Below are 23,631 nucleotides of genomic sequence, written 5' to 3'. Positions count from 1 at the left end.
TTTTATGATTTGAAAATTTTACTCCACCAACTTTTCTTGGCCTTTGTCTGACTGTAACCATAACCATAGCTATAGTTGTATCCATATCCGCCTGCTCTTTTCGAAACATCATTAATTACAAAGGATACATTGGAAAGTTTTGAATCTCTTACCAGATCGTTTGCAAAATCAATCAGGATATTTTTTGATACTCCCGATCTTACTACATATAATGTTGCATCTGCGGTATCTGCAATGCTTAATGTGTCTGAAACAAGCATCAATGGTGCAGAGTCAATAATAATATAAGTATATTGAGAAGACATCTGCTCAATAAGCTTCTGGTAACGTCCGTTGGAAAGTAGTTCCTGAGGGTTTGGAGGAATAGCTCCCGCATAGATAACATCACATGAAGGATTGGTCGTTGAAGTATGGATAAGCTCTTCAACCTTTACTGATTCATCATATAAAAACTCAGTAAGACCTTTTCTTTTAACAGGTTCGTTATCATACCTCTGAATCTGAGGATTCCTCATATCAGATCCAATAAGAAGAGCTCTTGCATTTTTATTTGCGATGGTAAGTGCGAGATTCACAGATACCAGGGTTTTTCCTTCTCCTTTCACGGAAGAAGTAACCATAATAACTTTAGCTGAATCCTTTACAGGTAATACAAATTTTAAATTGGAAACAAGAACCCTGAAAGCTTCTGCCAATTCTGAAAAATCGTTTTTCTGTACCAAATGATTCTCAGAATCTGTAAGTGAAGGGATATCTACCAATACACCAAGACCTGAACGTTCCTTAATATCCTCTCTGCTATAAATTTTATCATCCAGAAGGAATAACAGATAGAAAATACCAAATGGAATTAATATTCCCAGTAATAAAGCCGCTGGAAGAATGATCTCTTTTTTGGGCGATACTGGCGTATCGTCTGTAAATGCAGGATTTACAATTTTTGCTTTCGGAACATCTACTGACAGATTAATTGCATTCTCCTCTCTTTTTTGAAGCAGGAACAAAAATAATTGTTCCTTAAGATTTTGCTGACGTTCAATACCTCTATAAACTTTAGATTGCCCAGGAACCTTTTCAATCATATTATTATTCGTATTGATCTGGTTCTGAAGCTGAGAAATACCTGTCTGCACTGCTTGCTTCTGCTCTTGGATATTATCACGGATAACTTCTTTCAAGGAAGCAATTTCCTTGTTCATTTCTATAATAGCAGGGTTTTCATTAGTAGCCTGTTTAAGGGTTTTATTTCTACTGATGATCAATGAATTATATTGAGAAATAGCTTGTTCAAGCGAAGGATTCAAACCAAGATTTGATGGCATAAGCTGATTATTGCCTTTCGAAGCTTCTCCTGAAAGTGAATTAAGGAGATCAAGTTGAGCCTGTTGCTGAAGAAGAAGCTTGGTGTTTTCACTTGTATTCTGTAGTGCCAGTTCAGCCTGTGCCTGAAGGTCTACAATACGGTTACGGTTCTGAAAATCTTCTTTTTGGTTTTCTACCCCTGAAAGGTCTTTGGTTATTACTTCCAGTCTTTTATCAATAAATTCCTGTGTATTCTGAGCTTGTAAATTTTTATCCCTCTGTCCATCAAGGTTATACTGCTTAGTAACCTCATTAAGAATAGCTTCAGACTTTTCAGGAAGAGACCCTGTAAGACTAATATCCATCAGCATTGCTTTTTCATCAGGAATATTGGTCTGTATGGTTTTTTCAAGCTTTTTTATTTTCTCTAGCGGACTTGAGAAAACAATTTTATAGTTTGATTTAACGGCAAAGCCTGGATTTCTTTGAAATACTACAGTTCCGAAATCAAGCTTTATAGAGGTATTGAATCTCCCCGTAATATCTTTTTTCTTAGGGCTTTGAAGCGTAAACTGATCGCCTTTTACGTTTGTTAAGATATATTCAACTTTTACAAATTTTTCTTTAGTATAGTTTAATACCTTTGCAGTAATAGGAGTTTTACCGAACAATTGCGAATCTTTAATATCTCCTGCATTGAAATACTCTACAGTAAGGTTAAGATTTTTCACAACCTGCATTAACAAAGGCCGCGAATTGACAATTGCGGCTTCCCCTTTAAGCTCATCAGAATTACCCAAACCAATACCAAGATTATCAAGATCAGCAAGAGCTGAAGTAAGATCGTTTTGTTTTTTATCGAATTTTAGGGTAGTTTTTGACTGATATTTTGGAATACTATATCTTAAATAAATAAAAGCGACTGCTACACAGATTATAATGGAGGCCACAAACCATGGCCATTTATAAAGATATTTGGAGATGGCTTTCTTTAAGTTTAATTTTTCTTCCTTTGGTTGAAGTTCTATCTGCTGCATATTTTATCGTCGTGTTAAAGCAATAATAAGTGTACCAGCTGTCAGTAAAGCACCAATGATCTGGAAAGTAAGGGCTCTGTTAGGGTTCGAGTTGGCCTGGACTTGTTTATTTTTATCAGGCTGTACATATAATATATCATTCTGTTTCATATAATAGTACGGCGAACTTACAATATCAGATCTCGTAAGGTCAACATTAACAATCTGATCGGTTCCATCCTCCCCTGTACGGATAAGTTTCACATTAGTACGATCTCCGAAGTCCGTCATATCACCAGCAAGACCAAGCGCCTGAAAAATATTGATTTTCTGAGAAACACTTTCTTTCTGTCCCGGTTCTTTCACTTCACCTAAAATACTTACATTAAAATTTTTCAAGGTAATAGTCACCAATGGATCTGTAAGGTATCTCTTAAGACGGGATTCAAGTTCCTGTTTTAACTGTACCTGGGTCATACCTTTTGCATACACATTTCCTAAAACCGGAAAAGAGATATAGCCTTCTTCATTCACAAGATACTCACTTGGCTGGGAATATTGATTAGTCCCTGTACTTGATACACTCCCTACCTTATTTACAGTATTAAGATTAAAAGGTTTTACAGCAATTTCATCGAGTGCAGATACAAGAATCAGAAGAACATCTCCTTCCTGAATATGTAAGCCCTGAAACTTGGCTTTTGCAACCTCCTCTTCCATATTATGCTTTGACATATATATCATATTCTGCTTCGGTCTGCATGATAATAAAGTAACCGATAACAGTACTATATATGCAATAATAGTTTTATTCATATGTTATTATTCTTATCTACTTGTGTTATTATTTAGGTTTACCTAACTGATTTCAATCTTATTTAAATATATTGCAACAAAAGCTTACTATATCATTTAAATACTTTAAAGCGTACTTTAAATCCTCATTTCAAAATCAATTCTTTCTCTAGCAATTTTCATTCCGTTTAAAAACAAAACGGCGAAATTATTGTTTTAATATTATCTTTTTTATTTCTATAATTCTCTAATTTTAACTATATGCTTCATTTTCAGATATTCTGTTATTGCATGTTAATTTAAATGGCTCCAATTATTTTTTATCATTCATCAGTTCAATTTCCTCAATCCAGGTATGATCTGATCATTTTCTTATAACGGAGATTCTTCTCACAAATTTTCTCTTTAAAAAATTCAGCTGTCAGTTTGAAAATAATATCAGAAAAGCAATGAAAAATGAGAACAAGCGGAATAGCAAACTTTATCACTGAAAATACACTTTCATTTTGAAGCCTAATCAAATCACTTTGTATATCCAGGCTAGAAAGGGAAAAATATAAAAAAAAGGTAAGAAGGAAACTAACTGAAATACTGATGAGAAAAGCCTGCCACCTGGACATATACCGTAAGACTTTGATTTTAAAAATACTCCCCATATACAATAAATCTAAAACTCCCTTTCCATTAATTCAACAACCAGTGGCTTTTATTATTGAACGAAGGTAACAATTATTATTAATATTTTTAATACTATATATTAATTTTATTTAAAATATGAGTGCAATATCGGAATGTTGTGAATTAAGTTTTTGAAAAGTTTTTATTTCGAGATGCTGAAAACCTATAACAAAAAAAATACTGCAAAATTATATTTTACAGTATTTTATACTACTTTGATATCGCAGCTGCGATCCGGACGGGACTCGAACCCGCGACCTCCGCCGTGACAGGGCGGCATTCTAACCAGCTGAACTACCGGATCAATTTTTTAATAAGAAATTGAGAAAACTTCCGCGATCCGGACGGGACTTGTTCTTATTTGAAAAACTCCCTATCCATAAGCTTTATATCGTTCTCTTATTTTTAGGTCACCGAATAGGTCACTTTTTTAAATAAGTTTAAGATTGTTTGTTTTTACTGGTGCAAATATATGTCTTTTTTTAGTTTTTCCAAATAAAAGACCATTTTTGATCACTAATTTTTACTAAAACACAGACTTTCAAAGACAAAAAATTCCTCTCCATATTTTTCACTCTTAAAATAATAATCATGATAACAAAATTGTCAATTATATATTTGAATAAACGACATTAAAAAACTACGAAATTACTTTTGTGCTAATCTGGTTTATATTTGATAAATTGTAAAATTTTAATAAAGTAAATTCAATGCAAATTATCTCCTAATGATAACGTACTATGTCATAAAAATCAACAATTGATGTTTTATTTACTCCATTTTAAGTTTTGTGCATACTTTGTATGTGGTCCAATTTCATGTGGAAAAGATTTCGAACCGGTCTCATGACCTAATGTTTGAATAACTTCATCCGTAACCCAGATGTAATTTTCAGATGTTTTATTCTTTAAATCTTTAAGTAATGGCATTTGCTCATCATTAATTACTAAATCAAAAACTTCATAAATAAAAAGACCTTTACCTCCCATATCCAAATCAATTATAGGTGATTGAATTTTTTTCTTAAATCTATAGTCGATGTATCTAAAAGGCCGCCAGGTTAAAATTTCTGTTGCAATTAATTCTTCACAAAATTCTCTCCAAGGCGAAATCTCACGATCCTCCTTTGAATCAAACCATTTAAGAAATTCAATTAGATTTTTACCTTTTACATGAACACGCAGATCATTTTTTGCAATTCCCTTTTCAGTTTCAAATTTTCTATCAGGTCTAACATCTAATTCTTCGAATTTTCTTTCACAGCCAGGTAATGTTTTATAACAACCACCCACAGGCTGAAAATATTTTCTTGTTCTGCTTTTAACAAGCAAGTATTCATTTTCAACTTTTATTCTATACAGATATGAAATAGAAACACGAACATCAGTATTTTTTAACAAAACCTTTGACTGGAAATAAAACCCAAGTCTATTGTAGTTTTCATATACAAAAGTTACAATGAAGGTAAGTAATGTGATATATCCCGTAGTGGAATATTTAGATTCTGTCCAGTTTCCTTTTTCGATGTATCCTCCAACGATTAGAATAACAGACAGAATTATTTGTAGAAAGATAGGTCCTTTTTTCATACAATTTTAGGGCTTGGATTAAGTTTTTTAATTGTCTCGGCGACAGTTTCAAAATCTAAAGCTTTATCCGGGAAACATTTTGCAACAGCTTCTGGCAATATTCTTAATCTTATATCTGAAAAAGAAAAAGAAAGTCCATTGTTCGATTCCTCTCCTGACAGGTTAGCCAATTCCTCTAACTGCTTATCTGTAATTTCAACACCAGCGAGAGAGGTTTTAAAAAGAAGCACTCTTTCCTCAAAGGTGGGACGCTCAAATTCTAAAATAATTGCCGCCCTTCTCACAATAGCTTCATCAAGAAAATGCAATCTGTTTGTCGACATAAACAATATTGCTCGCCCATTTAGTTCACGAATTTCATCAATTTTTTGAATTAATGTATTTACAGCTGCTTTTTCTTCCTGATGCATCTGCATGGTAGATCTTGTCGAAGCAATTGCATCAGCTTCGTCAATTAGTAAAAATGCTATTCGTTTCTTACCTGCTTGAGTTTTTAGTTCAGCAAATGCATCATTTACTAAATTCCCCATTTGACCATGAAGACCTTCTCCTCTAACTCTTGTACTCAGTTTTAGAAAAAAACCTTCCTTTTTTAATTCCCTAAGCATTCTGTCCGCAATGGCCTCGGCAGAAACAGTTTTGCCTGTTCCTGCGTCACCTGCCAATATAATTAATGGATATTTTTCTTTCAGTTGTGAAATTACTGGAAGTTCTGTTTTATGAAATTTTTTGCTCCACTCAACAAGACCTTCTTGATCCAGCAAGAGCTTTAAGTTCGAAAGTATCCTATTATATTTGTTTTCAAAACCAATTAAGTGTTTAGCTCTTTCGGCAATTTCTCTACTAGGAAGTTCTGTTATATTATCAAAAATTGTACTCATATTTATTTAAAATTCTTTTTTTGTAATTCATATCCATTACTTGCATACAACTGTGCATCTGACTGTTGCAGATGCGGAAAATTAGTATTAATATCTGTACTACCCCAACTGAGTTTTAATTCCTTTTGAAAATTTGTTTTCTCTTCAGAAGTTAGGTTCCTCCATTTCTGAGTATGAGATAATATAATTGATAGTGAAGTGTTATCAGTATCTGGCCAATCATTATTTTTCCCAGCGCGTTCGCTGTCGGTTGCATCACCTAAATCATTTACAATAAATTTAGCTGCTTTCACTGGCAAACCCGTATTGGTATTGATCAAGGTTATGCTTACTGATTGTAAATAATATTTTTCTGCATATTTGAGCACATCATGGAAAACCTTATCTACGTATTCCATTGTCCACTTATTAGTGCGTCTGGCAATTGTTCTGATATCTGCCTCACAGCTTTCAAATGTTTTTCTTATATCAAGGACCGTATAAGTATTTGTTTTTGTATTTGTTCCGTACATAGTTTAATTTATTTAATGTTAAAGGTTGGACCGAAAACACTTTTCCATTCTTGTATAGTATCTCCTTCATTATTTCTTGCTTGAGCAAAGTTCAAAGTATCAAATGCCTCTTCAGCCTCTTCAATAATTTCGGCCCATCTTGGTTTGGTCATTCTCTTTGCAACATTATTTTCTTTATTAGTATTGTCAGCAACATAGATTGCTGAATCGTACTGTGTCGGAACACTACGAATGGAATCTTGAAAAATAATTTCTGGAAATTCAGTAGAACTTACAAATTCAAAAAAACGAATGATTCCTTCTTCGATATTTGTTTGGATTCCTTTATTTATGTCAAGATAGGCAACAATCAATTCAATCGTAAAAGAAGATAATCCTGGTTCATTATCAGAAGGTTTTAATTCTTTGTAATTTCTCCACCATTTTATAGCTCTTACAATTGAAGTGTAAGCAGAATTTTCTTGTCTTCTGTTAAGTGAAAAACTTAACTGCTTGGAAATACTGGTAATATACTTTTTACCATTTCCATGTCTGCTGGGTTGCCATACATAATCCTTTGGTGTGCTTAATGGGACTACAGGAACAATATCAACGCTTAGTCCGGAACCTGAAAAATAAATGGTTACCGACTTTGTGTTTCCAGCAGCATCCACATCTTTAGAAATGTCTTTTTGTGGATAAATTTCTTCCAAATATTCTACAATAAAATCAAAAAGCTTCCCAATGTCATTATGAATATCTTCATCACCAGTAACAAAAAGTACAAGATCAATATCTATGGGATGGTCTCCCGTAGGTTTCAAAATCGTATGTTTTTTCCACGAACCAGCGAGAAGATATTTCTCAACCTTTAATCCATGTCTGTCATCTTCAGCAATTTTTTTGTCTAATTTTTCTTTCAGGTTGTTTACCTGATCTCTATACTTGCCCATGTTTTCAGGCTGCAGTTTGATTTTACTAATAAAAAACTGTAAATCTTTGTCTGATAATTTCATTTTTTTTGTTTATTAAATTTATTACATCAAACTTTTCTCCTACAATAGCAGTAATGACAAACTGTCATAAAAGTCTGATTTTAATATAAATAGAGCCAAATGTAATTTTATTTTTCAAAAATATATTACGGAAATCCGTAAGCATATTATAATCTTTTAAAGAACCTCAAAAAACTACTAGCTCTTTCTCATTTATATAATGATATTAAAAATTGGTAAACTCCAAGTATCATTTTTAGGATACCTGGAGTTTAAATGGAGTTACTTTTCCTTGGTAACTCCTTTGAAGGGAGTGTTACTAGAAGTTTTTACATCCATAAATCTACCTGTAGCAGTATCGCGTTTCACCCAAGAATCTGTTTGTGGATTGTAGGTTTGTGAACGCCCTTTAACTGCTCCATTTCTGTGACCGTCTCCAGTCGGTTTGTTAGTTGCCATAATTAGTAAGCATTTTTTCCTTTAACATTCTAGGCCATAAAGGAATTGACCATTGAACAAACTTCAATCATATACTAATTCCATTAGAAAGATTTTTTTAACTTTGAAGTATATGAGCCTATCCACTCATATACTAATTCCATTAGTAATGCATTTTGGTATATAGATGAATGTAGAACAAAAAAAAACCGATGAAATAGTTTTTGAGACATTACCCAGTGATGAGCTTATAGATTATATTTCTTTTAAAGAAGAATATCCTGAAGAAGCTGCTGCAGCGTTTACCGAGTTTTGTAGTAGGTTTGAAAGAGATATTTTGCAAAAAGCAGAAATATATTGTAATAAATTTAATTACAGTGAGGTTGTTGCACTTGAAATAGCAACTTGTGCTTTTGCCCGCGTTTGGAAATATCACTCTTTTAATAAAAGTAAAGCCAAGTATCCGGATGATATTGATCGGTCGATTTTGTTATGGCTTTATCCAATAGTATATACTCAATTGGTAAAATATGGAGATTTAAATACCTGTGCGGAACCTGATGAAGACGATTTATCAATTGTAGAGAATATTGATGATCTAATTTCGTTAACAGTAGGAGACGATGATATACAAAAGAAAAGAGAGCTGAAAATTAGATTAGAAATCATTGAGAGAGCTATGCTTGGTCTATCTGAAAAACATAAGATTGTGTATCTTACATATAAAGCTTACGAAAATACCGGAAAAAAAAATATACCAAGGTCAGTGGGTAAAAAATTGAGAGACAGATTGAATTTAGTTCAAAATTCAATTCAGGTTTATAAAAAAGAAGCTAATGATCACATTAATAACTATCTAAAAGCTTTCAATGGGAATAGATAAAAAATATATAGGAAAGGTTACAGAGACTAACCTTGATGATTGGTTACATTCAACAGGTTTTTTATTTCCTCAGAATAAAACTCAGATAGAGAGGTTTAATAAACTTTATGAAGATTATGATTTTAAGTTGAAAAACACAGGTATTAATGTCAAATCAATTATTGATGGTTCTTTTTGCGTTGAAAAAGAATCAAAAATTATATCAATTGACACAAACTTAAGTCATGAAATAGAAAGTTTGAAAATGGTCGCCAGAAAAGGGCAAAGCAATATTTCTCAAAGCGTCTTTGACAAAATGAAACAGAATCAGAAAAAGAAGAAAGGTGATTGATAGCAGTTCCTTATCAAAAATTAAAAAGCTTGCTGGATCCATTAGTGGAAATTTCAATACTGAAAAAATAATTCCATTACATCTTATTGCAGAATCTGAGGACATTGAGGTATTTTATGATCATTATGACAAAGGGACTTTTGATGGAATGACTGTTTATGATGATAATGAATTTTATATTCATATTAATATAGATAATCATAATAGGTTTAATTCTCCGCGTTCTAGATTTACACTAGCCCACGAACTTGGGCACTATTTTATAGACACACATCGCGTTGGACTCAAACTGGGAATTTTAGAACCTCATCCCTCGAAAATTGACAGGGTTCAATTCGATAAAATTGAAAGAGAAGCAGATTATTTTGCGGCTTGTCTCTTAATGCCAGAAGAATCTTTTCAACGAAATTTATGGAAGAGAAAAAAATTTAGTTTTAAAGTGATTGATGAGTTAAGCAAGGAATATAATGTGAGTAAAACTTCATGTGCACTCAGATTTGCAGAAATAGGAAATCATCCTATCAAAATAGTTTATGCTGAGAATGGATTTGTGAAATGGCAAAAAAACAGTCAGGGCTTCCCTTTCTGGAACTTACTTAATGATAAAAAAGTTCCTGAAGGTTTAGCTATGGCTGATTATTTTAAAAATGTAAAAACTTCAATTGAAAATCCAGAAGAAATTTTTGCTATTGATTGCTTTGAAAATGTAAAATCCGAAGACTCCAGAAGAATTTTCTATGAACATTGTATAGTGTATGAAAATTGTGCACTAAGTATTATTTGGGAAGATTAAATATTCCTTAAATTGAAAAATCTAATCTAAATATGCTTTATACATTATGGTAAATATTCAAAATTTTAATCTAAAGTAAATTGAGTGACCTATATATTTGGAAGTAAAATATTATATTTTAATAAAAATCAACTCAATCATTTTTATAGAATTAAACTGGATAGAGTATAATAATATTTGGCGACTACATCCAAGTATATAACAACCTTATTTCAATTATCTAACGATGCTGTGTAAAAACTTCCCTTTCCCTTTTGATTTTAATGGTTTTATATATGATTAGAAAAATAAAAAGGAAAATAGGTATTTTGATATCTTAACAAGAGAAAAAATAATTAAAATATCTGATTTACTATGAGCGAAATGTCCGATTTTAAAAAGAATTATTTTAAGCATCTTGAAGAAGAAGTCACAGCAATATTAAAGGAAAATCAAAATATTGTATCTGTATTTATCAACTTTGCACAATTAAAGAATATTAATTTGATTGAACAGGAATTGAAATATGCTCAAATGTCAGGAATAACAGTTAACTCAAAAGATTTATTTTTAAAACTTAACGAGGATATTCTGTAGTGTATAAAACGAGAAATGGATATTTTACCTCTCTTAGTAGTACAACACTCCAAATCAATAGTTGATAATCGTGAATTCATTACAGATTACTATAAAATTATCAAGATATGCAATCCTTAAAATCAGATTTCATCTCCTTTTAAGGACTTTTTGTTTTAAAGGCAGATAGGTTGCTTCTTTTCGTAAAATATAGTTAATAAACAAATACAGATATGAATACATATCTGTATTTGTTTGAAAAGAATCAAGATGAATCGTGTATACTTCTTTAAACCTCTGATAGGGTTGTTGAATTTATAATTTTAATAATTAAGAGATAAGCCAACACCAAATCCCATATCACTATCATAATGGGTACGTATACCCACATTTTTATTAATGATATATCTGAGTTCAGTCATATATTCCATATCGGTGTTGACCATAAACCCTGCTCTCAATCGTTTTGTAATAGGAATATCTTCTCGCATTAAAGAAAGGCGTACAATACCATCATGATATACTTCTGCCTGGAAATTTACTAACATTGGCAATGTGTACATAAAACCTAAGCTAATTGCCCTACGTGTATCTTTTTCATTTCTCTGTCCGAATAAATTGGTTTCGTGTTCATCTATTCCCATTTTTCGGTAACGCCAATCAAAACCGATGAAGGGCATAAACCATTGCATCTTTCCGATGTATCTTCCCAAATGAGTTTCTACTTCGTAGCCGTGCATATCGTTGTAGCCTAAACGCCACTCTGTACCCAAACTCCATCTCGCATTTTGAAACATTGCATCCCCATCGTTACCATTGGTTGCAAAATCGTTCTGTGCCATAAAGTGCGACATATTGCTCTCTCTTTGCAATTTATTGTAGGCTTGCTTTTTATTGGGTAAATATGGATTTTGGTAGTCATCAACTGCAAAAACCCTGTTCATACCAGACATCATATGATAGAGGATATGACAATGAAAAAACCAATCTCCTTCCTCGTTCGCTAAAAACTCAATGGTATCGGTTTCCATTGGCATTATATCCAACACATTCTTCAATGGTGATTTTTCTCCTTTACCATTGATTACTCTGAAATCAAAGCCGTGCAAATGCATTGGATGGCGCATCATTGAGTTATTGTAAATGGTAATGCGCAAAATTTCCCCTTTCTTTACAGGTATTTTATCGGTTTCAGAAAGTATTTTATTATCCATACTCCACACGTAGCGGTTCATATTTCCGGTAAGGGTAAACTTTAATTCTTTTACAGGTGCGTCTTTAGGAAGTGTGGTATTGTATGGGGATTGTAACATAGCATAATTCAATGTTTTGATATCGCCTAAAGCATTTGCATTGTAACGATTGGGGTCATTATCCATATTCATATTGTGCTGACTGTGGTCTTGCTTTTGCTTAGCATCTCCAGTAATTTCAGGATACATTACCACATTCATGTCCATTTGGTTCAGGCTCATTTTCATTCCCATATCATCTAAATCACCATTCATTTTCATCATATCGTTCATCATTTTCATTCCTTCAAAATATTTCAATTTTGGAAGTGGAGAAATAAGTTGCTTGATACCATTACCTACAAAATAACTTGCAGATTGTGTTCTGTCTTCGGTAGTTGCTAAAAATTCGTAAGAAACACCATCTTCAGGAATGGTTACTACAATATCGTAAGTTTCGGAAACTGCAATGATTAACCTATCAACTTCTACAGGTTCTACATCATTACCATCATTGGCTACTACAGTAATTTTACCGCCTGCATATCGTAACCAAAAATAGGATGAAGCTCCACCGTTTGACACTCTTAATCTTACTTTATCTCCCGCTTTTAGTGTTTTGCCATCAACTGATTTTAAATCTGTGGTATGATTGCCGTTGATTAATATTTTGTCATAATATACATCGCTTACATCCATCGCCAACATTCGTTTCCATTCGTTTTTAATCTTTGTTTTAAAGTAACCTTCCTTGATGGCTTCTGCATAAGATTGGGTAGCATTTTTTTTGATGGCTGCCCAATCATTCGCATTATGCAACATTCTGTTAATGTTATCAGGGTTAAGGTTTGTCCATTCGCTTAAAATGATGGGTACGGTTGGTAAATCATCAATTCCTTTTCTAAATGTTCTATCGTTATCGCGCTTTTTCATTACAAAGCTGCCATACATTCCAATCTGCTCCTGCAATCCTGAGTGGGAATGGTACCAGTGCGTACCATGCTGGATAATCGGAAAACGGTAGGTGTAGGTTGTGCCCGGTGCGATGGGTTTTTGTGTAAGCCAGGGCACACCGTCTTCTTTATTGGGCAGGAACACACCATGCCAGTGAAGTGATGTGCTTTCTTTCAATTGGTTGTGCACCACTATTTCGGCAGTGTCGCCCTCGGTAAAGGTAAGGGTGGGCATGGGGATTTGCCCGTTTACGGCAATCGCCCGCTTTTGCTTACCTGCATAGTTGACAAGGGTATCTTTTACATACAGGTCGTAATGCACTACTTTCTGTGCAAACAACGTTTGGGTGCAAAGCAGTATCAGCACTGTTTGCAGTATTCTTATGGGTATTTTTTTATATCTGTTCATTCGTTGAAAAATTTTATTTAATGCTGTCTTCCATTGTGCCAAACCACGCCATCAAAACCTGCTTATCCTCCGGTGATAATACTGCATTGCGATGGATGAGTGTGTATGACGACAAAGGCATTTCCCCGTCCTTGACCTGCCCCGCCATAGCCCTGAACTTGTTACGCTGCCTGCGGGCAGAATATTCGCCAAATTCGCTAAAGTTGAGTTCCTCTTTCCCCTTTTTTATATGCTCTGCCATGTACCATGCTCCGGGCTGGATACGACTGTACCACGGATAGCGGGTATTGTTGCTATGGCAGTCGTAGCAGGACTGGGCAAGGATAGTCTTTACATTTTGGGGTACGGTGTACACCCTTTCAATATGGGTGGCTGGCACTACATCTGATTGGTTACGTAACGGCTGGATAAACTGGATACAGATTGAAATAATTATCAATATCCCAACAGCTATATTGAACGGTTTTAGTTTTCTTAATTTATTATTCATTTGAATTAGTTTTACATACTGCTCATGTCGTGTCCTGCCATCGGGTCTGCTCCATTCCTAAAAATGTATTCGCTGTTTAAAAGATAAGCACCTGAAACAACTACAATATCTCCATCTACTAATCCTGAAACGATTTCTATTCTGTTATCTATTTCCGTTCCCGTTTTTACCATTCTACTTTTAAATGTCTTTTCTCCTGTTTGTACCCATACGGTTTCACTTTTACCATTTCTTATTACAGCATCTACCGGCATGGTTATGCCTTTAGTCTTCGGCGTTTCAAGAAAAACATATACAGGCATTCCGGGCTTCAAATCTTTATTTGGATTAGGTACTGTAATTCGTATCAAATTAATTCTTGAAGACGGATTAAGCTCGGGGTTGCTAAAGTCTATTTTGCCAGTAATAACTTTGTTATTCAGGTCAGGAATTTGTACTGTTGCTGTTTTTGTTTGGTTGATAAGTGACATTTGGGAGGAATAAGCCTGTGCTTCTGCCCAAATTGTAGATAGGTCAGCCAAGTCTACTATCGTGCCGCCTTCTGCCACATAACCGCCCTCTACAACCTGCAAACTTGTGATGTAACCCGAAGCCGTACTATAAAATGTAGTTGTTGCCGAAATTTTGCCAGCACTTTGTAAAGCCCTAACCTGATTATCCGTCATACCCCACAATAACAATTTGTTCTTTGAACTTTGTATAAGCTGGTCAAAATCTATTGAATTAATATTTCCAAAAGTTTTCTTCTTTTCCAGTGCCAGTAAATATTCCTGTTTTGCATTGTTCAGTTCTTCACTATATATTTCCATTAACGGGGAACCTTTGGTTACAAAGTCACCAACGTTTTTATAATGCAGTTTTTCTACCCGTCCCATAACTCTGGAGCTTACGGATTGCATATTGTACTGATTGAAATTTAATACACCTGTAAGTATTACTCTATCCCCCAAAAGACCATCTTTTAAGGTGTCTGTTTTTATGTTGCCCAACTTAATCTGTTCGCTATTCAGTTGAATGGTATTGGGGTCTGCTTGTTTGCTTTTCTCAACCCGAACAAGCTCCATGTGACATATAGGACAGTGACCGGGTTTGTCTGATACAACCTGTGGGTGCATGGAACAGGTATAGTAACTACCATCATTATTACCTGCATGGTCATGTTTATTGTCTTTACAAGACAACAAAACCGACATAAGGAGGGCAATTGTTATGACTAAATAATATTTCATATTCTAATTATTTTTTGTTCTTACAAAACTTTCACTATCCATAAGGTACTGTGCGTTTCCTGCAATCTCTTCCACGGGTAACAGCCCCTGCAATACTTCTATATATCCGTTCGCTTCATTACCTGTTTCAATTTTATTCACGATAAACCCTCTATCTACTTTTTTCAAAATGACTTTGGTTAATCCAAGGGAAATGACAGCTTCTTTAGGTATCCAATTGCCGGAAATTCCAGCCGTTGATATTTCAGATTTAACCTGACTTCCGATTGGTAACTGCATACGGTTATTATCAAAATAGACACGCACGGATAACGTTTTACTTCCGGGTCTGAAAAATGGTTCTATAAACCCAATAGTTCCTATAAATTTCTTCTCCGGAGCTACTTCCGGTATAATACTTACTGTTTGACCTGTCTTTACAAGCGGTACATCCTCGGGGAAAATATTTAACAACACCCACGATTTTCCCGGGTTAAATACATTAAAAATAGTTTGTCCTTTTTGAACATACATACCTTCTTTCAGGCTAAGTTCAGAAGATGTTTCAGATATTTCTCCCATCGAATTTGAGGGTGATGTACTACTGCCCATTGACCCGGCTGTGCCGGTTTCGTGAATATGTCCGGCATAGTTACTGTAAACAGATACGGATAAATCAGGCTTTCCTTTTTGGATGATACTCTGCAATTGGTTTTCGCTCATTCCAAGTAATAGCAATTTTTGCTTAGCCGCATTTATCATCATATTGTTCGTAGCATCATTTTTTAATAGAAACAATAAATTCACTTGCGCTTCCATCAGTTCGGGGCTATAAATATCCATCACTTTCTGCCCCTTTGCTATTTTTTGGAATTTATAACGTATATAAAGCTTTTCAATCCTGCCGGATATTCTGGCGGATATATTTCCCGTTTGTCGGGTATCATAAGCAATATTTCCAAGAGCCTGTACGGTTATGTCTTTATGCTCTGACTGCATCCTAATAGTAGGAATGTCTGATATAACAAATTCATTAGTCGGCTTAAGCAGTGTATTCAACTCAATACTTTCCGTTTCATTTGTATTTACTGTTTTTTGCACCAATTCCATTCCGCACTTGGGGCATTTACCGGGCTTGTTGCTGGTAACTTCGGGGTGCATGGGGCAGGTATATGTCGGGCTATTTTTAGCAGTGTGACTGTTGTCGGGATGACTGGTCTTGTCTGTATTGTTGTTACAACTATACAGTACAAGAATAATCATCAAAAAACAAATTATATATTTCATTTTCTTTCAATTAAACGGTCTATTGTTATTTGCATCTCAAATGCTTTTGATAAAATATCGAGGTATTCCAGTTGTGTCATGTTCAGTTTTTCCCATGCATCATACAGCATAAATAATTCCTCGGTATTTTGCTCGTAACCGAGCTGCATTGTTTTGAAATTATTTTTCAAAGCCGGAATGATGTCATCCCTATAAAGACTAAGCTGATTTTTTTTGAGGTCGAACTCATTTCTCATGCCATATGCCATACCACTGTATTCATTTATCATCATGTTTTTTTGAGAACTAAGGGCATCTGCTTTCCACTTCAAACTTGCAATATTAGCTTTGCTCATCTTTGAAGCCCAATTGACAAAAGGCAGTTTTACCATTGCCATTGCTGTGTATTGCATGGGCTGTCCTCCAAAGCCATACATATTTTCAAATCGAACACCAAATTCAGGTTTCAGGCTTTGTCGCTCTGTTTCCTGTTTCAGAGTTGTTAACCGTATCTGCTGGTCTAATGATTTCAGGTCACTCCGGTTTTTGTTGAACAGTGCAGTATCAAATACCATATCCGAATAATCGTTGAATGAAAATATTGTATCAATTTCAAAAGGAGCCATAGGGTTTCGCCCCATAAGGGTATTTAATCTGATGCGTTTTTCCTTGATATCATTTTCATACATAATCTGCATATTATGGGTGCTTCCGAGCGCTGCTTTAGCTTTATAATATGCACCTATTTTACCTACTCCGTTCTTATACCGTATTTCTGCATTCTTAATCATGAAGTTGAGCATCTTTTCGTTTTCGGCAACTACATCCAGTCGTTTCAGTAACACAATCCATTCGGAGTATAAGAGTTTGGCATCCTGTATAATTTCATTTATGCCCGCTCCTTTATTTTCTTTTTCTACGGATGACATTGCGTTCATATATGCTTCTTCAGCATCCAACTTTTTCTTATTGGGTATCATCTGTTCTATCGACAGCATAGCCGAACCCATTCCTTTCATCTCACCATCTCTTTTCCAAAGGTTCACGTTGTAAGGTGTCATAAACTGTCCAACACCAATTGTTGGCGGCATCCAGCTTCGTGCGCCTTTTGCTGCTTCATCCATAGAACGAATTTCATTGTCGTACATCTTCACAATGGGATGATTGGTTTGTATGCTGTCTATAACATTTTGGAGGCTTATAACCTGTGCATTTATATTGGTAAAAAGACATACTATAAATGCTGTAAAAATTATCTTTTTCATTTCTGATTTTTTGATTTTAATGTGCTGCATCTAATACGTCAATCTTTCCGAATTTTTTCAGCTCATATTCTTTTTGCATCAGGAAGATAATTGGTGTAACCAGCAGAATATGGATTGCTGAAGTAAATACGCCTCCAACCATCGGCAATACGATTGGTTTCATCATATCACTGCCTACGCCGGTACTCCATAATATGGGAACCAGCCCGAACAGGGTTACACACACGGTCATTATTTTTGGACGTAAGCGTTTTGCCGCACCGTGTATTACGTATTCTCTAAGGTCTTCGTTTGTAATGGTTTCACGACTATTTCCTTTTAATAGCACCAATTGTTGCATGGCATCATTGAGGTAGATGACCATAACAATTCCTGTTTCGACAGCAAGGCCAAACAGGGCAATAAATCCAACAGCTACAGCTACAGAAAGGTTTACACCCCATAGACTAATCATAAATACTCCTCCAATCAGAGCGAATGGAATACTGATGAGATTGAAGAAAGCCTCTCTCATAGAATGAAAAGCAAAATACATAGACAGAAATATGATAACTAATACAATGGGCATAATCCATTTCAGTGTTTGTTCGCCCCTTATAAGGTTTTCATATTGTCCACTCCACTCTAAAAAATATCCCTGAGGCATTTTAAGCATCATATTATTCAGCTTGGCTTTAGCTTCTTCTACTGTGCTGCCAAGGTCTCTTTCCCTAACGTTGAACAGAACTGTACCTCTTAACATTGCATTTTCAGAGTTAATCATTGGAGCCCCCTCTGATAGCTTAACTTCTGCAACACTTCCTAATGGAATAGAGCCAAAATCCATTGTTTGAACGGGCAGGCGTTTAAGTGCTTCAATATTATTTCTGAAATCCTGTCCGTAACGGGCATTTACAGAGAAGCGCTGCCTTCCCTCAATGGTAGTGGTCAATTTCATACCGCCCAACGCGCTTTCAACCAAATTGTTTACATCGTCTATGCTTATATTGTATCGGGCAATTTCATCTCGGTTTATAACAATATCAACATATTTACCTCCCGTTATTGGTTCTACATACATATCTTTAATACCTGCCACGCCATCAAGCTCCGTTTTAATTTTTTGCGATAATGAATAGATGCTATCGAGATTTTGACCATAAACTTTTATGCCGACATCGGTACGGATGCCGGTTGATAACATATTGATGCGGTTTATAATGGGCATTGTCCAACCATTTGTTACTCCGGGCATTTGAAGTTTCGCATTTAGTTCATTAATGATGTCATTCTTTTTTATTCCGTCCCGCCATTCATTTTGTGGTTTTAACAAAATGATAGTTTCAATCATACTGATTGGAGAATTATCTGTAGCAGTATTCGCCCTGCCAGCTTTACCTAAAACGTGCGCTACTTCCGGTACAGATTTAATAATCTTATCCTGAACCTGCAATATTCGTTTGGCTTCTGAATTAGAAACATCGGGTAATGTAACGGGCATAAATAACAATGAACCCTCATCGAGTGGTGGCATAAATTCCCTCCCAAGATTTAATATCATTGGAATACTTATAATAAGTGCAGCGATGTTGATACCCAATACGGTTTTTCGCCATTTTACACACCATTTTATAACAGGCTCATACAGCTTTTCCAAGCCCCGGTTTATTGGGTTTGAATGCTCACTTTTAAACTTGCCTTTCATAAAGAAAGAAATCAGCACCGGCGCAAGCGTAAGTACCAATAAAGCATCCACGACCAATATAAACGTTTTGGTATAAGCAAGCGGATGGAAAAGTTTGCCTTCCTGCCCTGTGAGTAGGAATACAGGTAAAAATGAAGTTACAATGATAATCGTTGAAAAAAATACGCCTCTTGAAACCTGCTTGCATGATTTCTCAATGATACTAAGTCGTACTTCCTCTGGAATTTTTTCGTAGCCAACATTTTTATTGGCTTTCTTTTTAAACCATTTTATTTTCATGATGGGTCGGATGTTTTTTGTTTACGCTCATTTTGCCAAACGGAAAGATTTCTATAAGAGTTCTCTGACATTATAATTCCGTTATCTACAATTACCCCGATTGCCAGCGCAATTCCGGTAAGGGACATAATATTGGATGATAACCCAAAAGCGTTCAATATGATAAAACTGATGGCAACGGTAACTGGAATTTGAATAATGATACTTAATGCACTCCGCCAGTGGAACAGGAAAAGAATTACAATAAAGGCGACTGCAATAATTTCCTCTGCGAGCTTATGTTTGATATTTTCGATAGCTGCTTCGATTAATGTACTTCTGTCATAAGAAGTTTTTAATGTTACGCCAGCCGGTAAACCTTTTTCAACATCTTTGATTTTTTCTTTAACGGCTTTTATCACTTGGTCTGCATTTTCGCCATAGCGCATTACTACAATTCCTCCCACAACTTCTCCTTCTCCATTTTGGTCAAATATACCCAGCCGCAAATCTCCGCCCATTTGTACGCTTCCGATGTCTTTTACTCTTACCGGAATGCCATTATAGTTGCCTACTGCAATTTTTTCAATATCAGCAGTATTCTTTATATACCCCAAACCTCGTATAATGTAAGCCATATCTGCCATTTCAAATTTGCGACCACCAACATCATTGTTGTTTGCTTTTACTTTATTCATTACATCCATAAGGGAGATATTGTAATACTGGAGCTTTACGGGGTCAACGACTAACTGATATTGTTTTTCATATCCTCCAAAGGAGGCTACTTCTGCAACACCTGGTACAGTTTGCAGTGCTAACTTGATATACCAATCCTGCAATGCGCGCTGCTCTCCAAGTTCCATCTGCGGTGCATCCAAATGATACCAGTATATATGACCAACGCCTGTCCCATCAGGACCAAGCGTTGGTACAACCTCCTGTGGCAATAGCCTTTGAGCATAATTAAGTCTTTCCATGACTCGTGTACGAGCCCAATAAACATCAACATCGTCATCGAAGATGATATACACGAAACTCATTCCGAACATTGATGTGCCTCTTACGTTCTTTACTTTGGGTATTCCCTGTAAGTTGCTTACTAAAGGGTAGGTTACTTGGTCTTCGATAGTCTGTGGACTGCGTCCCATCCATTCAGTGAAAACTATTACTTGGTTTTCACTTAGGTCAGGAATTGCATCTATCGGATTTTTCTTAACTGCTGAAATGCCCCAAACAAGTAAACCGGCTGCTATAAGCAGCACGATATACCTGTTTTTCAAGGACAGTTCTATTATTTTTTGTACCATGATTTATTTTTCATTTTAATACTGCTTTTTTACAGAACCACAGCTAATCATTTTTGAACCGTAGTAAGGGTTTTTGATTTCCTTGTTTTCGCTGAACCAAACAGCACCCTTACCGTCATTGAACATCGGACAATGGTCCTGATACAATGTTTGCGATGTACCGAACAAATCAATCAGGTCTTTCAAATCTTCGCCAAGCGAGGCCAAATGTTCCCGCTGGTGGTGGATGTTGCCGACATTTTCCCCGATATGTTCTGCTTGTTCTTTAGCATCGTCCGCTATGTCCATGTACTTTTTGTGCTTATCGGCAGGAACGGCTTTCATGTCCACTTTATTCAGGGTAGCTAACAGCTTTTTCCCTGAACTGGCGGCGGCTTTGTCATCGTCCGAAACAAGGGCGTTCTTTAAGGACAGATAATCGGTAACTATGGGCGCAATAGAAAAGTTTTTTGCTTCTTCTTTTCCTTTTGCTTCCTGACCGCTCGGTGTTTCGCTCACAGCGGGCGCAGCTACCGTATCATCCTCTTTTGGTTGGGAAGCTGGCTGTTCTTGTGATACAACAGCAGTATCATTTGAAGACTGCTCGTTTTTGTTGGATGCCTGATTGCATGATACTGTTACAAATGCCATGATAACAGCAATGATTGATAATGTTAGATTTTTCATTTTTATTTATTTTTTGATTTTTAATAAACTTGCGTTAATAGCCACTACAATGGTGCTTACACTCATCAGCACAGCACCCATAGCGGGACTTAGAATAAAATTCGGATAGAGTACGCCCGCCGCAAGCGGTATTGCCACTACGTTGTAGCCAACCGCCCATATCAGGTTCTGTACCATCTTTTTGTAGGTAAGTTTGCCGAAGTCAATCAGTTTGACCACATCCCTCGGGTCGCTGTCTACCAATATGATATCCGCTGTTTCGGCAGCCACGTCCGTACCGGAACCCACGGCAATGCCCACATCTGCCTGTGCCAGTGCAGGTGCATCATTTACACCATCACCAGTCATTGCTACGATTTCGCCTTTTGCCTGAAACTCCTTTACTTTCTCCTGCTTGTTGTGCGGAAGCACATTAGCCAAATACCCGTCCATACCCAATTTTCCGGCTACGGCAGCAGCAATCCTGTCGTTGTCCCCGGTGAGCAGAAAGGACTTGATGCCCATTTTTTTGAGTTCCTCAATCGCCTGTGCCGAACCCTCACGGATGCTGTCTGCCAAAGTAATGATGCCGATTACCCGGTCATCAATGAGGACAAAGTTGACCGTTTCGGCCTCTTGATTGATTTCGTTTGGAATTTCCGGCAGGGAAAGGTGGTTTTCGGTGAAATAATTCGGGCCGCCAGCTACGACATTTTTCCCGTTCACAACACCTTTAACACCTATGCCCTGCATATAGCTGAAGTTTTCAGACTTCCATAAGGCAAGGCTCTTTTCTTTCAATGTAGCCATAATGCCTTTGGCGATATGGTGTTCCGAATTTTGCTGTACTGCGGCAGCATACTGGATAACCTCATCGGCATTATATTCATCCGTTAAGGGAATAACCTTTTCTACCGCATGGGAACCTTTGGTGAGCGTTCCGGTCTTATCAAAAATGACAGTGGAAAGTTTTCGGGTGGTTTCAAATGCCGTACGGTTGCGGATGAGCAGGCCATTGGTCGCCGAAAGCGTTGTGGAAATGGCGACTACCAACGGGATAGCCACGCCCAATGCGTGCGGGCAGGCCGTTACCATTACCGTCACCATTCTTTCAAGCGCAAAGGCAATATCTCCACTGCTTGCATACCAATAGGCAAATGTGCCTATGCCCACGGCAATGGCGATAAAGGTGAGCCATTTGGCAACTTTGTCCGCAAGGTTTTGCGTATTGGACTTAGTAGCTTGTGCCTCCTGCACAAGATTGATAACCCTGTTCAGGTAGCTGTCTTTTCCAACGGCTGTTACCTTAACTTTCAGCGCACCATCACCATTGATAGAGCCTGCGATGACCTTTCCGTCCTTTTCCTTTTTTACGGGAACACTTTCTCCGGTAAGCATACTCTCGTTGATATATGAAAGCCCATCCAGAACCAATCCGTCGGCTGGAATTTTTTCACCCGGTTTTATGATAGCCGTTTCACCGCTTTGCAGGTCTTCTAGCTTTATCTTTACAGCTTCTCCGCCTCGTTCCACGGTAACATCGTTGGGCAGTAACGCTACCAATGACTGTAATGCCCGTGAAGCAGCCATTTGGGAACGCATTTCCAGCCAATGCCCTAACAGCATGATGTCAATTAGGGTTGCCAGTTCCCAAAAGAAATCCATACCCTGCAAGCCAAATACAACGGCTACGGAATAGACATAGGCTACGGATATGGCGATAGCAACAAGTGTCATCATCCCTATGGCTTTGGCTTTCACCTCGCCAATCATTCCCTTTAGGAATGGTAAGCCTCCATAGCAATAAATCACCGTACCCAATGCCAGCAACACATATTTATCGCCATTGAAAGCAAGCGAGAAACCTAACCATTGCTGTATCATGTGCGACAGGAGCAGTATAGGGATTGTAATGACAAGGCTTATCCAAAAACGAGTGAGGAAATCACCTGTATGATGTCCCTCATGTTTATTAAAGTTTTCGTCAGCATGGCCATGTTGAGAATGCCCGGAATGCCCATGTCCTGATTTTTGTACATGAGAAACTGAGCTACCGCCAACGGGAACCAGTGCCATGCCACAAAGCGGGCATTTGCCTGGTTCGTCTTTTAGCACCTGCGGGTGCATGGGACACGTGTATTTTTTCATAATAAGGGGTTTTAAA

General features: G+C 36.5%; 20 protein-coding genes and 1 tRNA gene. 4 read left to right on the top strand and 17 right to left on the bottom strand.

Features of this window, described 5'->3' with window-relative positions:
• Positions 1 to 2 precede the first annotated feature (2 nt).
• The 8 genes from EL165_RS23615 to EL165_RS25985 form a co-directional block, all read right to left on the bottom strand.
• Complete coding sequence (locus tag EL165_RS23615) at positions 3 to 2,339, bottom strand: GumC family protein (RefSeq protein ID WP_002981073.1); 2,337 nt, start codon at positions 2,337 to 2,339, stop codon at positions 3 to 5.
• Positions 2,340 to 2,342: 3 nt separating this feature from the next.
• Positions 2,343 to 3,053 (bottom strand): polysaccharide biosynthesis/export family protein, encoded by a 711-nt coding sequence (locus tag EL165_RS23610; protein WP_228370543.1) that lies wholly within the window; start codon positions 3,051 to 3,053, stop codon positions 2,343 to 2,345.
• Positions 3,054 to 4,021: 968 nt separating this feature from the next.
• A tRNA-Asp gene (locus EL165_RS23605) sits at positions 4,022 to 4,095 on the bottom strand.
• 463 nt (positions 4,096 to 4,558) lie between these two features.
• Positions 4,559 to 5,380, bottom strand: a complete 822-nt coding sequence (locus EL165_RS23600) for an SMODS-associated NUDIX domain-containing protein (RefSeq protein WP_002981076.1) — start codon at positions 5,378 to 5,380, stop codon at positions 4,559 to 4,561.
• The gene (locus tag EL165_RS23595) at positions 5,377 to 6,261 is read right to left on the bottom strand and encodes an AAA family ATPase (RefSeq protein ID WP_002981077.1); all 885 of its coding nucleotides are present in this window, start codon (positions 6,259 to 6,261) and stop codon (positions 5,377 to 5,379) included. The genes EL165_RS23600 and EL165_RS23595 overlap by 4 nt, the downstream gene beginning before the upstream one ends.
• A 2-nt stretch (positions 6,262 to 6,263) precedes the next feature.
• Positions 6,264 to 6,773, bottom strand: a complete 510-nt coding sequence (locus tag EL165_RS23590) for an HORMA-1 domain-containing protein (RefSeq protein WP_002981078.1) — start codon at positions 6,771 to 6,773, stop codon at positions 6,264 to 6,266.
• Between the two features lie 8 nt (positions 6,774 to 6,781).
• Positions 6,782 to 7,768 (bottom strand): CBASS oligonucleotide cyclase, encoded by a 987-nt coding sequence (locus EL165_RS23585; RefSeq protein WP_002981079.1) that lies wholly within the window; start codon positions 7,766 to 7,768, stop codon positions 6,782 to 6,784.
• A gap of 261 nt (positions 7,769 to 8,029) precedes the next feature.
• The gene (locus EL165_RS25985; RefSeq protein WP_002981080.1) at positions 8,030 to 8,206 is read right to left on the bottom strand and encodes a hypothetical protein; all 177 of its coding nucleotides are present in this window, start codon (positions 8,204 to 8,206) and stop codon (positions 8,030 to 8,032) included.
• Positions 8,207 to 8,372: 166 nt separating this feature from the next.
• Here EL165_RS25985 and EL165_RS23580 point away from each other — a divergent pair, with 166 nt between their 5' ends.
• The 4 genes from EL165_RS23580 (at position 8,373) to EL165_RS23565 (ending at position 10,768) form a co-directional block, all read left to right on the top strand.
• Positions 8,373 to 9,068, top strand: a complete 696-nt coding sequence (locus EL165_RS23580; RefSeq protein WP_002981081.1) for a hypothetical protein — start codon at positions 8,373 to 8,375, stop codon at positions 9,066 to 9,068.
• Entirely contained in the window at positions 9,055 to 9,399 is a 345-nt protein-coding gene (locus EL165_RS23575) for a hypothetical protein (RefSeq protein WP_002981082.1), read from the top strand. The genes EL165_RS23580 and EL165_RS23575 overlap by 14 nt, the downstream gene beginning before the upstream one ends.
• The gene (locus EL165_RS23570) at positions 9,392 to 10,192 is read left to right on the top strand and encodes an ImmA/IrrE family metallo-endopeptidase (RefSeq protein WP_002981083.1); all 801 of its coding nucleotides are present in this window, start codon (positions 9,392 to 9,394) and stop codon (positions 10,190 to 10,192) included. Before EL165_RS23575 ends, EL165_RS23570 begins: the two co-directional genes overlap by 8 nt.
• A 354-nt stretch (positions 10,193 to 10,546) precedes the next feature.
• Positions 10,547 to 10,768 carry a hypothetical protein gene (locus tag EL165_RS23565; protein ID WP_002981084.1) on the top strand — a complete coding sequence of 74 codons (222 nt, stop codon included), beginning with the start codon at positions 10,547 to 10,549 and terminating at the stop codon, positions 10,766 to 10,768.
• A 302-nt stretch (positions 10,769 to 11,070) separates the two neighbouring features.
• On the opposite strand, the gene EL165_RS23560 is transcribed toward EL165_RS23565, so the two are convergent.
• The 9 genes from EL165_RS23560 to EL165_RS23520 are packed head-to-tail and all read right to left on the bottom strand — an operon-like array spanning position 11,071 to position 23,594.
• Complete coding sequence (locus EL165_RS23560; protein ID WP_027374967.1) at positions 11,071 to 13,341, bottom strand: multicopper oxidase family protein; 2,271 nt, start codon at positions 13,339 to 13,341, stop codon at positions 11,071 to 11,073.
• 13 nt (positions 13,342 to 13,354) lie between these two features.
• The gene (locus EL165_RS23555; RefSeq protein WP_002981086.1) at positions 13,355 to 13,831 is read right to left on the bottom strand and encodes a heme-binding domain-containing protein; all 477 of its coding nucleotides are present in this window, start codon (positions 13,829 to 13,831) and stop codon (positions 13,355 to 13,357) included.
• Positions 13,832 to 13,842: 11 nt separating this feature from the next.
• Positions 13,843 to 15,060, bottom strand: coding sequence for an efflux RND transporter periplasmic adaptor subunit (locus EL165_RS23550; RefSeq protein ID WP_002981087.1), 1,218 nt, complete (start codon positions 15,058 to 15,060; stop codon positions 13,843 to 13,845).
• A gap of 3 nt (positions 15,061 to 15,063) precedes the next feature.
• Entirely contained in the window at positions 15,064 to 16,326 is a 1,263-nt protein-coding gene (locus EL165_RS23545; protein ID WP_105603046.1) for a heavy metal-binding domain-containing protein, read from the bottom strand.
• A complete protein-coding gene (locus EL165_RS23540; protein WP_108721186.1) occupies positions 16,323 to 17,570 on the bottom strand; it encodes a TolC family protein in 1,248 nt (415 codons plus the stop codon). Before EL165_RS23540 ends, EL165_RS23545 begins: the two co-directional genes overlap by 4 nt.
• A 16-nt stretch (positions 17,571 to 17,586) precedes the next feature.
• Positions 17,587 to 19,533: an efflux RND transporter permease subunit gene (locus EL165_RS26525; protein WP_002981090.1), complete on the bottom strand. Its 1,947-nt coding sequence runs from the start codon at positions 19,531 to 19,533 to the stop codon at positions 17,587 to 17,589.
• The gene (locus EL165_RS26520; protein ID WP_002981091.1) at positions 19,530 to 20,822 is read right to left on the bottom strand and encodes an efflux RND transporter permease subunit; all 1,293 of its coding nucleotides are present in this window, start codon (positions 20,820 to 20,822) and stop codon (positions 19,530 to 19,532) included. The genes EL165_RS26525 and EL165_RS26520 overlap by 4 nt, the downstream gene beginning before the upstream one ends.
• Positions 20,823 to 20,837: 15 nt before the next feature.
• Positions 20,838 to 21,488: a DUF3347 domain-containing protein gene (locus EL165_RS23525; RefSeq protein ID WP_002981092.1), complete on the bottom strand. Its 651-nt coding sequence runs from the start codon at positions 21,486 to 21,488 to the stop codon at positions 20,838 to 20,840.
• 6 nt (positions 21,489 to 21,494) lie between these two features.
• Positions 21,495 to 23,594 carry a heavy metal translocating P-type ATPase gene (locus EL165_RS23520; protein WP_002981093.1) on the bottom strand — a complete coding sequence of 700 codons (2,100 nt, stop codon included), beginning with the start codon at positions 23,592 to 23,594 and terminating at the stop codon, positions 21,495 to 21,497.
• Positions 23,595 to 23,631: the final 37 nt, after the last annotated feature.

Source organism: Chryseobacterium gleum (genome assembly GCF_900636535.1).
Classification (GTDB): domain Bacteria; phylum Bacteroidota; class Bacteroidia; order Flavobacteriales; family Weeksellaceae; genus Chryseobacterium; species Chryseobacterium gleum.
This window is presented reverse-complemented; position numbering and strand designations above follow the sequence as displayed.